Source organism: Bordetella pseudohinzii, from assembly GCF_000657795.2.
Taxonomy (GTDB): Bacteria; Pseudomonadota; Gammaproteobacteria; order Burkholderiales; family Burkholderiaceae_B; genus Bordetella; species Bordetella pseudohinzii.
Window position 1 is genome coordinate 115,907 of the sequence record NZ_JHEP02000011.1, and the last position, 12,528, is coordinate 128,434.

Annotated in this window: 9 protein-coding genes; 6 read left to right on the forward strand and 3 right to left on the reverse strand. The window is 67.0% G+C overall.

Translation table 11 applies throughout. The annotated features are described in order from the left end of the window. Positions 1-7: 7 nt before the first annotated feature. Complete coding sequence (locus tag L540_RS15030; RefSeq protein WP_043214384.1) at positions 8-1,471, reverse strand: NAD-dependent succinate-semialdehyde dehydrogenase; 1,464 nt, start codon at positions 1,469-1,471, stop codon at positions 8-10. A 70-nt stretch (positions 1,472-1,541) separates the two neighbouring features. Then, entirely contained in the window at positions 1,542-2,807 is a 1,266-nt protein-coding gene (locus L540_RS15035; RefSeq protein ID WP_043214386.1) for a 4-aminobutyrate--2-oxoglutarate transaminase, read from the reverse strand. 141 nt (positions 2,808-2,948) lie between these two features. On the opposite strand from L540_RS15035, the gene pdxR reads away from it, so the two are divergent. After that, positions 2,949-4,451 carry a MocR-like pyridoxine biosynthesis transcription factor PdxR gene (pdxR, locus tag L540_RS15040; RefSeq protein ID WP_372432946.1) on the forward strand — a complete coding sequence of 501 codons (1,503 nt, stop codon included), beginning with the start codon at positions 2,949-2,951 and terminating at the stop codon, positions 4,449-4,451. On the opposite strand, the gene L540_RS15045 is transcribed toward pdxR, so the two are convergent. Beyond that, positions 4,448-5,347, reverse strand: coding sequence for a DUF72 domain-containing protein (locus L540_RS15045; protein ID WP_043214390.1), 900 nt, complete (start codon positions 5,345-5,347; stop codon positions 4,448-4,450). The two genes, pdxR and L540_RS15045, sit on opposite strands and share 4 nt — an antisense overlap. A 66-nt stretch (positions 5,348-5,413) precedes the next feature. On the opposite strand from L540_RS15045, the gene L540_RS15050 reads away from it, so the two are divergent. The 5 genes from L540_RS15050 (at position 5,414) to L540_RS15070 (ending at position 12,524) form a co-directional block, all read left to right on the forward strand. After that, positions 5,414-7,489 carry an ATP-dependent helicase gene (locus tag L540_RS15050; RefSeq protein ID WP_043214392.1) on the forward strand — a complete coding sequence of 692 codons (2,076 nt, stop codon included), beginning with the start codon at positions 5,414-5,416 and terminating at the stop codon, positions 7,487-7,489. A gap of 53 nt (positions 7,490-7,542) precedes the next feature. Continuing rightward, positions 7,543-8,547, forward strand: coding sequence for a magnesium and cobalt transport protein CorA (locus L540_RS15055; protein ID WP_043214394.1), 1,005 nt, complete (start codon positions 7,543-7,545; stop codon positions 8,545-8,547). A 24-nt stretch (positions 8,548-8,571) separates the two neighbouring features. Next, positions 8,572-9,213, forward strand: a complete 642-nt coding sequence (locus L540_RS15060; RefSeq protein WP_043214396.1) for a thermonuclease family protein — start codon at positions 8,572-8,574, stop codon at positions 9,211-9,213. Positions 9,214-9,303: 90 nt separating this feature from the next. Further along, positions 9,304-11,550, forward strand: coding sequence for an ABC transporter substrate-binding protein (locus L540_RS15065; protein ID WP_043214400.1), 2,247 nt, complete (start codon positions 9,304-9,306; stop codon positions 11,548-11,550). Next, entirely contained in the window at positions 11,547-12,524 is a 978-nt protein-coding gene (locus L540_RS15070) for an ABC transporter permease (RefSeq protein ID WP_043214402.1), read from the forward strand. Before L540_RS15065 ends, L540_RS15070 begins: the two co-directional genes overlap by 4 nt. Positions 12,525-12,528 lie beyond the last annotated feature (4 nt).

The following is a 12,528-nucleotide window of genomic DNA, read 5'->3' on the forward strand; positions in this document are numbered from 1 at the left end:
AGGGCGATCAGGCGCCCAGGTCCACGCAGAGATACTTCAGTTCGAGATAGTCTTCGATGCCGTACTTGGAGCCTTCGCGGCCCAGGCCGGATTGCTTGACGCCGCCGAAGGGACCGACTTCGTTGGAGATCAGGCCGGTGTTGATGCCGACGATGCCGTATTCCAGCGCCTCGGAGACGCGCCAGATGCGGGCGTAGTCGCGCGTGAAGAAATAGGCGGCCAGGCCGAAGATGGTGTCATTGGCATGCGTGATGACTTCCGCTTCGGTCTCGAACTTGAACAGCGGCGCCACCGGGCCGAAGGTCTCTTCCGAGGCGAAGAGCATGGATTGCGTCACGTCGCGCACCACGGTCGGCTCGAAGAAGTTGCCGCCCAGGGCATGCGTCTTGCCGCCGGCCACGACCTTGGCGCCCTTGCCCACGGCGTCCTCGATGTGTTCCTTGACCTTGGCCACGGCCGCATCGTCGATCAGCGGACCCTGGGTCACGCCTTGCTCGAAACCGTCGCCGACCTTCATGGCCTGGACCTTGGCGATCAGGCGCTTGGCGACTTCTTCGTAGACGCCGGCCTGGATGTAGATGCGGTTGGCGCAGACGCAGGTCTGGCCGGCATTGCGGTACTTCGAGGCCAGGATGCCGTCGACGGCGCGGTCCAGGTCGGCGTCGTCGAACACGATGAAGGGCGCATTGCCGCCCAGTTCGAGCGACAGCTTCTTGATGGTGGGGGCGCATTGCTCCATCAGGGTGCGGCCCACTTCGGTCGAGCCCGTGAAACTGAGCTTGCGCACGACATCGCTTTCGCACAGGGCCGCGCCGATCTCGCGCGAGCTGCCGGTGATCACATGGAACACGCCTGCCGGCACGCCGGCCTCTTCGGCCAGCACGGCCAGGGCCAGGGCGGTCAGCGGGGTCTGCTGGGCGGGCTTGACCACCATGGGGCAGCCGGCGGCCAGGGCCGGGCCGACCTTGCGGGTGATCATCGCGGCCGGGAAGTTCCAGGGCGTGATCGCGGCGGTCACGCCGATGGGCTGCTTCAGGACCATGATGCGCTGGCCGGCCTTGGGGCTTTGCAGCACATCGCCGTCCACGCGCTTGGCTTCCTCGCCGAACCACTCCAGGAAGGAGGCGGCATAGGCGATTTCGCCAGCGGCTTCGGGCAGGGGCTTGCCTTGCTCGGAGGTCATGATGGTCGCCAGATCCTGCTGGTGCTGCATCATGAGGTTGGCCCACTTCAGCAGGATGGCGCCGCGCTCCTTGCCGGTCTTGGCGGCCCAGGCCGGCAGCGCCTTCTCGGCGCTGGCGATGGCGGCCTCGGTTTCCTTGCGGCCCAGCTTGGGCACGGAGACGATGGTCTTGCCGGTGGCGGGATTGTCGACGGGAATGCTGGCCCCGGAGGCGGCCACCCACTTGCCATCGATGAAGCAGGCGTCGCGCAACAGGTCGGGACGGCTCAGGGTCTTGGTCAAGGACATGAATATTTCCTTCTGAATGGACACGCGCGGGATGGTGTTCCATCCCGCGCGTGGGTCAGGCAGCCAGGGTTCAGGCGGTCAGGGATTCGGCCAGGATATCCAGCGCGCGGTCGAACTGGGCATCCGGAATGGTCAGCGGATACAGGAAGCGCAGCACGTTGCCGTACACGCCGCAGCTCAGCAGCAGCAGACCCTTCTCGATGGCCTTTTGCTGCACGCGCTTGACGGCCTCGGCGTCCGGCTTGCCGGTGGCGGGGTCGTTCAGTTCGAGGGCGACCATGGAGCCCAGGCCGCGCACGTCGGCGATGGCCGGCGCTTTGTCGCGCAGGCTGTTCAGGCGGTCCATCAGGCGCTTGCCCAGGGCCACGGAACGCTCGCACAGCTTTTCTTCGGCGATCACGTCCAGCACGGCCAGCGACGCGGCCACGGCCAGCGGGTTGCCGGCATAGGTGCCGCCCAGGCCGCCGGCGGCCGGGCCGTCCATGACTTCGGCGCGGCCCACCACGCCGGAGATCGGCATGCCGCCGCCCAGGCTCTTGGCCATGGTGATGATGTCGGCCTGCACCGAATGGTGTTCCATGGCGAACAGCTTGCCGGTGCGGGCAAAGCCGGTCTGGACTTCATCGGCGATCAGCAGGATGCCGTGTTCGTCGCAGATCTTGCGCAGGGCGACCATCAGTTCGGGCGGGGCGACGTTGAAGCCGCCTTCGCCTTGCACCGGTTCGAGGATGATGGCGGCCACGCGCTTCGGATCGATGTCGACCTTGAACAGCAGGTCCAGCGACTTGAGCGAGTCAGCCACCGAGATGTCTTGCGTGCTGTTGGGGAAGGGCGCGTGGTAGATATCGGCCGGCATGGCGCCGAAGGCCAGCTTGTAGGGCGCGACCTTGCCGGTCAGCGCCATGCCCAGCTGGGTGCGGCCATGGAAGGAGCCCGAGAAGGCGATCACGCCCGAGCGGCCGGTGGCCGCGCGCGCGATCTTCACGGCGTTCTCGACGGCTTCGACGCCGGTCGTGAAGAAGGCGCTCTTTTTCAGGCCGCTGATCGGGGCCAGGCTGTTGATGCGCTCGGCCAGGGCCACATAGCCCTCGTAAGGCACGATCTGGTAGGCGGTGTGGGTGAAGTTTTCCAGTTGCGCGGCCACGGCGGCCATGACCTTGGGATGGCGGTGGCCGGTGTTCAGCACGGCGATGCCGCCGGCGAAGTCAATGTATTCCTTGCCTTCGGCATCCCACAGCGTGGCGTTTTCGGCGCGCACGGCATAGAAGTCGCACATGACACCCACGCCACGCGGAGTGGCCAGGGCGCGACGGGTATTCAGATCACGGTTTTTCATCAGAGCCTCAAATTGGCAATAGGCAGCCGCTGCGCGGCGAAAGACTGGCCTGCCGGTCATGGCCGGCGGCGTCACCTTGATACTTTAATGCTAAGATGGCCCCATTCGTAGGAACCACTTTTGCAAATCAGGTAGAACCAATTGAGGTCCATCGTCGGTGACTTGCTGCTGCTGCGCTTGGGTGACGCTTCCGACGGTCCCATGAATCAGCGTTTGTACCGCGCGATCCGGGAGGCCATCCTGGACGGCACGCTGCCGGGCGATACGCGCCTGCCGGCCACGCGGGACCTGGCGGCCGAGCTGGGCATTGCCCGCAATACCGTTGTTCATGTATACGCCCAGTTGCAGGCCGAGGGCTATACCCGCAGCCGGCAGGGCAATGGGACTTTTGTAACGGCAAGTGTGCCCGATGCCTACCTGGCCACCGGGCGCTCGCGGCGCCACCAGGGCAGCGGGCCTTCCGGCCCCGTGCTGTCCGAGCGCGGCGCCCATATCGTGGACCGGGTCTCGGCCTCGCCCTACCAATGGGGCGCTTTCATGCCCGGCGTGCCCGATGTCACCGAATTCCCGCACCGCAAGTTCGGGCGTATTTTCAGCGCCCTGTGGCGCAAGCCGGCGCCCGAGCTGCTGACCTATTCCTATGGCGGCGGGCTGCCGGCCCTGCGCGAAGTGCTGGCCGAGCACCTGGGCCTGACCCGTTCGGTCGATTGCGACCCCGAGCAGATCATCATCACCGAGGGATCGCACCAGGCCATCGACCTGGCCACCCGCATGCTGGGCGCAAGCGGCGACATCGCCTGGATCGAGAACCCGGGCTATTGGGGCGCGCGCACGGTGCTCAGGGCCAATGGCGTGCGCATCGAGCCGCAGCCGGTCGACGAGGAGGGCATGCTGCTGCCCTCCGCGGCCGAGGCCATCAGCACGCCGCCGAAGTTCATTTTCGTAACGCCTTCGCATCAGTACCCGCTGGGCACGGTGATGTCGCTGGCCCGGCGGCGCCAGCTGCTGGCGCTGGCGCGCCGCTGGGGCAGCTGGATCATCGAGGATGACTACGACAGCGAGTTCCGTTTTTCGGGGCGGCCGATTTCTTCGCTGCAGGGGCTGGAGCCCGATGCGCCCGTCATCTACCTGGGCACGTTCAGCAAGACGCTTTATCCGGGCCTGCGCGTGGGCTATCTGGTGCTGCCCAAGCATCTCGCGGCCGCCTTCCAGGCCGGGCATGCCGAGCTCTACCGCGAGGGCCATTTGATGACGCACGCGGCCCTGGCGGCCTTTATTTCCGAGGGCCATTACGCGGCCCACATCCGCCGCATGCGCATGCTCTATGGCAAGCGCCGCGCCATCCTGGTCAACCTCATCGAGCGGCGCCTGGGCCCGCAATGGCTGCACCGGGATTCCAGCGAAGCGGGGCTGCATCTCATCCTCAACCTGCCCGAGGACCTCGACGACAACGCCGTGGTCGATGTCGCGCGGGCCCGCGGCGTGCTCACCCGCCCGCTTTCGCGCTATTACGCCGGCCCCGAGCCGGCCCGCCACGGCCTCTTGCTGGGTTATGCCTGCGTCCCGGAAAGCCAGATCGCGCGCAAGTTTGAAATCCTGCTCGACAGCCTGAACGAAGTGGCCCGCCGCGGCGAGCGCGCCTAGGTCCGCATCGCCACCGCGCGCAGCAGGCCCTGGGCATTGCGCACACCCTGGTCCTGGTAGTTGGTGTTCAGGATCACATGCGTCTGCCGCGCCGCAAGCTGCTGGATGCGCTGCGCCAGGTCGGCCAGCTCCGCGTCGTTGTACTCATACTGGAAGCGCGACGAGGAGGCCTGGCCGCGGCTGTTCCAGGCCTGGCGGTTGCGTCCGTGTAGGCGCACCAGCGCCAGGTCGTCGCGCGTGGTCCGCCAGACCGCCGGCACGGTGTTGGCAACCCCCTGCGGCGCATCGACCACGGTATGCACCAGGGCGCGCTCGCGCAGCCGGGCCAGGGTGGCGTGGGCGGCGGACGCATCGCGCAGCCAGCTCTCGTGGCGGAACTCCACCGAGGCATCGAGCTCTTCGAGATGGCGGGCGCAATCGTCCAGGCGGGCGGCGCCCCGCGCGTCGTTGCGCACCCAGGGCGGAAACTGGCAGTGCACCAGGCCCAGCTTGCCAGCCGCGCGCAGCGGCTCCAGGGCCAGCAAGAAGCGCCGCCAGAGTTCGTCGCGCCAGGCGGCCGGCAGCTGGTTGTCGAAACAGGGGCGGGGGTCTTCGGCCTGCCAGCCGAGATCGCGCAGCAGGTCGGCGGGCAAGGCGCGCAAGGGCGTCTGGTGCCCCGTGAAAAGCCGGAAGGCCTTGATATCGAAGACGAAGCCCTCGGGCGTGCGCTGGGCCCAGGCATGGGTGGCCTCGGGGGCGGGCAGGCCGTAATAGGGCGAGTCCGCCTCGACCACCGGGAAGCGGGCGGCATAGAAACGCAGGCGGGCGGCCGCATCGCTGGCTTCGGGCGGATAGAAGCGCCCGCAGGCCAGCAAGGTGGGGTCGGTCCAGGAGGCAGTGCCGATAAGCAGGCTCATACAGGGCGCGCGCCAGGCGCGCGGTCGGAACGCGGTATAGTCTGTATAAATATACAGTGTATTGCCATGACGAAACCGACCGCCGAGGCCAGCGATCCGCTGGACGAACTCAACCCTCAGCAGCGCGAAGCCGCCACCTATGGCGTGACGCCCGGCGCGGCGCCCGCGTCCGCGCTCCTGGTGATCGCCGGGGCGGGCTCGGGCAAGACCAGCACCCTGGCGCATCGCGTGGCGCATTTGATCCGCCATGGCGCCGATCCCCAGCGCTTGCTGCTGCTGACGTTTTCGCGCCGCGCGGCCCAGGAAATGGACCGCCGGGTGGCGGGCGTGCTGCGCCGGGTCATGAAGCTGGATGGCGCCGCGCCCTCCCTGCCCTGGGCGGGCACCTTCCACAGCATTGGCGCGCGCCTGCTGCGCGACTGCGCCACGCGCATCGGCCTGTCCGAAGCCTTCACGGTTCATGACCGCGGCGATGCCGAAGACCTCATGGGCATGCTGCGCCATGAGCTGGGCCTGACGGCCACGCAGAACCGCTTCCCGCTCAAGGGCACTTGCCTGTCGATCTATTCGCGCGTGATCAACAGCCAGGAGCCCTTGGGCGATGTGCTGGCGCGCGCTTTCCCCTGGTGCGCCCAATGGGAGGACGAGCTCAAGCGTCTGTTCCAGGCCTATATGCGGGCCAAGCAGGATCAGCAGATCCTGGACTACGACGACCTGCTGCTTTATTGGGCCGAAATGATGGCCGACCCCGGCATCGCGCGCGATGTGTCGGCGCGCTTTGACCATGTGCTGGTCGACGAATACCAGGACACCAATCGCCTGCAGGCCAGCATCCTGCTGTCCATGAAGCCCGATGGCCGCGGCCTGACCGTCGTGGGCGATGATGCCCAGTCCATCTATGCCTTTCGCGCCGCCACCGTGCGCAACATCCTGGATTTTCCGGGTCAGTTCGGCGCCCACGTCATTGCGCTGGAGCGCAATTACCGCAGCACGCAGCCCATACTGGATGCGTCCAATGCCGTGATCGCCGAAGCGCCCGAGCGCTACGCCAAGGCGCTGTGGACGGACCGCGCCAGCGCGCAGAAGCCCGAGCTGGTCAACGTCAGCGACGAAGCCGGCCAGGCGCGCTGGGTGGCCGACCAGGTCCTGGCACGGCGCGAGGAGGGCACGCGCCTGATCGCGCAAGCCGCGCTGTTTCGCGCCGCCAGCCACAGCGCCGCGCTTGAACTGGAGCTGACGCGGCGCAATATTCCCTTCGTGAAATTCGGCGGCCTGCGTTTTCTGGAGGCCGCGCATGTCAAGGACCTGCTGTCGCTGCTGCGCTGGGCCGAGAACCCCCGTTCGCGCATGGCGGGATTTCGCGTGGCCCAGTTGTTGCCCGGCATCGGGCCGGCCACGGCGGGCAAGCTCATGGACGCCATGGCCGAAGCCGCCGATCCCCTGGCCTGTCTGGCCGCCTTCAAGCCCGGCGCGGGCCCGCAATGGGACGGGCTGGTGGCCGTTTTCGCGGCGCTGCGCGGGCGGCAGTCGGGCTGGCCGGCGGACATCGACCTCGCCCTGGCCTGGTATGCGCCGCTGCTGGAGCATCTGTATGACGATGCGCGCGTGCGCCGCGCCGACCTCGAACAGCTGGCGCGGCTGGCGGCGGGCTATCCCACGCGCGAACGCTTCCTGACCGAACTGACGCTGGATCCGCCCTCGGCCACCAGCGACGAGTCCGGCAAGCCGCTGCTGGACGAGGACTACATGATTCTATCGACCATCCATTCGGCCAAGGGCCAGGAATGGAAGGCGGTATACATCCTCAATGCCGTGGATGGCTGCATCCCATCCGACATGGCGACCGACAGCGGCGAAGAAATCGAAGAAGAGCGCCGCCTGCTCTACGTGGCCATGACGCGCGCCCGCGAACGCTTGCAGATCCTCGTGCCCCAGCGCTTTTATGTGCATCAGCAAAGCGGCCTGGGCGACCGCCATGTCTATGCCGCGCGCACGCGCTTCCTGCCCGACAGCATGATGCCGCTGTTCGAGCATCTGCCCAAGCCGCCGGCGCTGCCTTTCGGGCGCGGCGAGGGCCCGCAGGGGGCCGCGGGCGCCCCGGTGATCGACGTCGGCCAGCGGCTACGCAAGCTGTTCTCCTGAGCTATCATGCCCGATGGCTGGCCGTTGCCCGCCGTCGGTCCAAGGGGGAGATCATGGTTCCGGATTCCGCGGCGGCCGAGCCGCCAGTCAGCCAGGTCGTGGCGTCGGTGGCCTATGTGGACGGCCGGCGCGCGCGCGAAGTGCCCATCGCCGAGGTGGGCGATTATGTCGGCGGCCAGAAGGGCATGCTCTGGATAGGCTTGCGCAACCCCAGCCCCGAGTGCATCGCCCAGGTCGTCGACGCCCTGGGCGCCTGCGACAAGAACCGCGAAGAAATGCTGGAGGCGCACCGCCGGCCCAAGATCATCGATTACGGCAACATGGTGCTCATCGTGGCCATCACGGTCGAGGTCGAGGGCGGCCGCCCCGTCTTCGGCGAAACCCAGTACCTGATCGGCGAGGGCTTCCTGGTCACGGTGCGCCGCGGCGCGGCGGCCACGCATAGCAGCCTGCGCGAGCGCCTGGAGGCCTCGCCCGAACTGCTCAAGCGCGGCAGCGACTATGTGGCCTCCGAACTGCTCGACCTGCTGGTGGACCGCTATGCGGCGGCGGCCGGCCAGCTTGAAAACGTGGTCGAGCACGCCGAACAAAAGCTGCTTATCCGCGGCGCCAAGGACTCCGATATCCGCAAGCTGTACCGCCAGCGCCGCGATCTGCTGCGCATCCATAATGCGATCGCGCCCATGGCCGAGATCTGCCGGCGCCTGGCGCGGGTGGAAATGTCGGCCGTCGACGAGCATGCGCGGCCGTATTTCGCCGAAGTGGCCGACCGCGTGATCCGCGTCGATGAACTCATCAGCGCCCTGCGCGAGGCCCTGGCCTTCGCCTTCGAAGCCAGCCTCATGATAGGGCAGGGCCAGCAGAACGACACCACGCGCAAGCTGGCCTCCTGGGCCGCCATCCTGGCGGTGCCGACCGCCGTGGCCGGCATCTATGGCATGAATTTCGAGTACATGCCGGAACTCAAGAGCCACTGGGGCTATCCCATCACCCTGAGCGTGATCGCCGCGATCTGCGCCGTGCTGTATTGGCGTTTCCGGAAGTCCGGCTGGCTCTGAGCCGGCCCATCCTGCGAGGTTGTCTTGCCCAACAATGTCTTTTTCAACAGCGCTTCGCGCCGGCTGGGACGGCGCGTGGCCAGCGTGGTCGCCGCCCTGGTCCTCGGAGCGGTGGCGGCCTGGCTGCACCGCGACCCCGCGCCGGCCGCGCCGCCGGCCGTCCCGGCCGAGGCGGGCGCGCCAGCCGACCTGCCGCGGGCCAGCTATACCCTGCGGGGCACCATTGTCAACGTGGCCGACGGCGATACGGTCACGCTGCGCGCGCCCGACGGGCAGCGGCGCATCCGCCTGGACAGCATCGACGCCCCCGAGGCCGGCCATGGCCGTGACCAGCCGGGCCAGCCCTATGCCGAAGTCTCGCGGCAGCATCTGGCCAGCCTGGTCGCCGGCCGGGACCTGACCGCCCAGTGCTACGAAAAAGACCAGTACGGGCGGGAGCTGTGCGCGCTTATCCTGCCCGATGGCCGCTCGGCCAACCGCGAGCAGGTCGCCGCCGGCTACGCCTGGGCCTACACCGCCCGGCGCGGCGATTACCTACGTGATAAATCCCTGCCCGAGTTGCAGCGCCAGGCCCGTCAGGCCGGCCGCGGGCTATGGGCCCAGCCGGGCGCTGTCGAGCCCTGGAAATGGCGTTATGACTGCTGGAAAGAACGGCGTTGCCAATAGCGAAATGCCGGAAAAAAAGAGGCCAGGTTTCCGTATGACAAGTGTGAGGGCTTTGCTATTCTTCTGGCGCACCACACGGGGAAAGTCTTGATGAAACTGCATCGCATATCGGGGCGGCTGCTGCGCTGTATCCTGGCCGCCCTTACGATGATGGCCGCATTGGCCGCTTGTTCGCGCGAAAGCCCGGTCAACAGCCCCTATCTTTCCGGCGCCCTCGAAGAAAACACGCTCTACACGGCCTTCGTCAAGCGCTCGCCCAAGTATCTCGATCCGGCAAGCTCCTATTCCACCGACGAGACGCCGTATACCTACAACATCTATGAGCCGCTCTATGGGTATCACTACCTCAAGCGGCCCTACGAGCTCGTCCCGCGCGCGGCCAGCGAGATCGCCCATCCGGTCTATCTCGACGCCCAGGGCCGGCCCCTGCCGGATGACACGCCCGGCGAGCGCATCGCCGAGAGCGTCTATGACATCACGCTGCGTCCGGGCATACGCTACCAGCCGCACCCGGCCTTCGCCCGCAAGCCCGATGGCGGCTACGCCTACTATCCGCTGGCCCCGGGCGAGCTGGACGACAAGTTCTACCTGCCCGACTTTCCCCTGACCGGCAGCCGTGAACTCACCGCCGACGACTACGTCTACGCCTTTCGCCGCCTGGCCAGCCCGCGCGTGGTTTCGCCCATCTATTCGCTGATGGCCGAGCATATCGTCGGCATGCAGCAATATGGCGAGCGCCTGCGCGAGCGCGACCGCGCGCAGCGGCAGGCGCTGCCCGCGGGCGCGCGCGACCTGCCCTGGCTGGACCTGCGCGAGCCCGAGGGCTTTGATGGCGTGCAGGCGCTGGACAGCCGCACGCTGCGCATCCGCATCAAGGGCAAGTATCCCCAGTTCAAATACTGGCTGGCCATGACCTTCACCGCGCCCATCCCCTGGGAGGCCGACCGCTTCTACAGCCAGCCGGGCATGGCCGAGCACGATCTCTCGCTCAACACCTGGCCGGTGGGCACCGGCCCCTACATGCTGGTGGAGTCGCGGCCCAATTGGCGCCATGTGCTGGCCCGCAATCCCAATTTCCACGGCGAGGCCTATCCCTGCGAGGGCGAGCCGGGCGACAGGCAGGCCGGCCTGCTGGCCGATTGCGGCAAGCCCACGCCCTTCATCGACCGCGTGGTGTTCAGCGTCGAAAAAGAAGCCTTGCCCCTGAACGGCAAATTCCTCCAGGGGTATTACGACGTGCCCCAGGTCGAGCGCGGCGAGTATGGCGTGTCCATGCTGGTGGCCGCGGGCGACTCCCAGGAAAAGGCCGCGCTCTACCGCGAGCGCGGCATCCGCCTGCCCACCACGGTCGAGACCTCCAACTGGTATATGGGCTTTAACTGGCTGGACCCCGTCGTGGGCAAGGGCGATACGCCTGAGCAGGCCGAGCGCAACCGCAAGCTGCGCCAGGCCATCAGCATCGTCTTCGACTGGGAGGAGTACATCAATATCTTCGAAAACGGGCAGGCCGCCGCCGCCCATGGGCCGGTGCCGCCCGGGGTGCTGGGCTACCAGCCCCTGCCCGAGGGCTACAACCCCGTGACCTACCAGCTCGCCGATGGCAAGCCCGTGCGCAAGCCGCTCGATGCGGCGCGCGAGCTGCTGGCCCAGGCCGGCTATCCGGGCGGGCGCAATGCGCAGACCGGCGCGCCGCTGGTGCTCTATTACGACGCCATGTCCGGCGCCGGCGCCAGCCCGCAGTTCGACTGGATGCGGCGCCAGCTGGCCAAGATCGGCATCCAGATGGATGTCCGCTCCACCGACTACAACCGCTTCCAGGACAAGATGCGGCGCGGCACGGCCCAGCTCTTCTTCTGGGGCTGGAACGCCGACTATCCCGACGCCGAAAACTTCCTCTTCCTGCTCTACGGGCCCAATGCCAAGGCCAAGAGCGGCGGCGAAAACGCGGCCAACTACGAAAACCCCGAATACGACCGCCTCTTCGAGCAAATGAAATTCCTCGACGACGGCCCCGAAAAAGCAGCCATCATCGCCCGCATGGTCGATGTGGTCCGGCGCGACGCGGTCTGGATGTTCGGCTACTTTCCGATGTCGGGCGGCGCCTACCAGCAGTGGGTGGGCAATGCCAAGCCCACCCAGATGGTGCGCAACACCCTGCAATACATGAAGGTCGACCCCGCGCTGCGGCTGCGCAAGACCGACGAATGGAACCGCCCCCGCTGGTGGCCGCTGGGCATCGTGCTGCTGCTCATCCTGCTGGCCATCATCCCTTCCTATATCACGCTGAAACGGCGCGAGCGCCAGACCGCGTTTGGCGCCCGGGAGCGACAATCATGACAAGCTATGTGCTGCGCCGGCTGCTGTATGGGGTGTTGATCCTCATAGGCGTCAATCTCTTTACCTTCATCCTCTTCTTCGCGGTCAATACGCCCGACGACATGGCCCGTCTGGCCATCGGCGGGCAGCGCACCAGCCAGGACGCCATCGACAAATGGAAGGCCGACCGCGGCTACGACAAGCCGCTTTTTTTCAACCACGCGCAATCCGGGCTTGAGCGCTACACCGACACGGTGTTCTACCAGCGCTCCGTGCCCCTGCTGGCCATGGAGTTCGGCGCCTCCGATGCCGGGCGCGACATCGGCCGCGAAATCAAGACGCGCATGTGGCCCAGCCTGGCCCTGGCCCTGCCGTCCTTCCTGCTCGGGCTGTTCGCCAGCATCGTGTTTTCGCTCACCCTGGTCTTCTTCCGCGCGACCCGGCTGGACTTCTGGGGCGTGGTCGTCTGCGTGATCCTGCTGTCGATCTCCAGCCTGTTCTACATCATCGCGGGGCAGTGGCTGTTCGCCAAGCTGTGGCAGCTGGTGCCTTATTCGGGCTACGCGGACGGGCTGGGCAGCGTCAAGTTCCTGGCCCTGCCGGTGCTGGTGGCGGTCATCTCGCGGCTGGGGCCCGAGGCCAGGTTCTACCGCAGCATCTTTCTTGAGGAGATCGGCAAGGATTATGTGCGCACCGCCCGCGCCAAGGGCCTGAGCGAGACGCTGGTGCTGTTCCGGCATGTGCTGCGCAACGCCCTGCTGCCCATCCTGACGAGCACGGTCTCGGCCATTCCGCTGCTCTTCATGGGCAGCCTGATCGCCGAATCCTTCTTCGGCATTCCGGGCCTGGGCAGCTACACCATCGACGCCATCAATGCGCAGGACTTCTCCATCGTGCGCGCCATGGTGTTCCTGGGATCGGCGCTCTACATCCTGGGTCTCATCCTCGCCGACATCTCCTATACGCTGGCCGATCCCCGCGTGCGTTTCGAGTGACCGC

What these genes read in the sequence shown, in the direction of transcription:
- L540_RS15030 (WP_043214384.1), bottom strand. Translation starts at nt 1,471, where the DNA reads ATGTCCTTGACCAAGACCCTGAGCCGTCCCGACCTGTTGCGCGACGCC.
- L540_RS15035 (WP_043214386.1), bottom strand. Translation starts at nt 2,807, where the DNA reads ATGAAAAACCGTGATCTGAATACCCGTCGCGCCCTGGCCACTCCGCGT.
- L540_RS15045 (WP_043214390.1), bottom strand. Translation starts at nt 5,347, where the DNA reads ATGAGCCTGCTTATCGGCACTGCCTCCTGGACCGACCCCACCTTGCTG.
- L540_RS15050 (WP_043214392.1), top strand. Translation starts at nt 5,414, where the DNA reads ATGACGAAACCGACCGCCGAGGCCAGCGATCCGCTGGACGAACTCAAC.
- L540_RS15055 (WP_043214394.1), top strand. Translation starts at nt 7,543, where the DNA reads ATGGTTCCGGATTCCGCGGCGGCCGAGCCGCCAGTCAGCCAGGTCGTG.
- L540_RS15065 (WP_043214400.1), top strand. Translation starts at nt 9,304, where the DNA reads ATGAAACTGCATCGCATATCGGGGCGGCTGCTGCGCTGTATCCTGGCC.
- L540_RS15070 (WP_043214402.1), top strand. Translation starts at nt 11,547, where the DNA reads ATGACAAGCTATGTGCTGCGCCGGCTGCTGTATGGGGTGTTGATCCTC.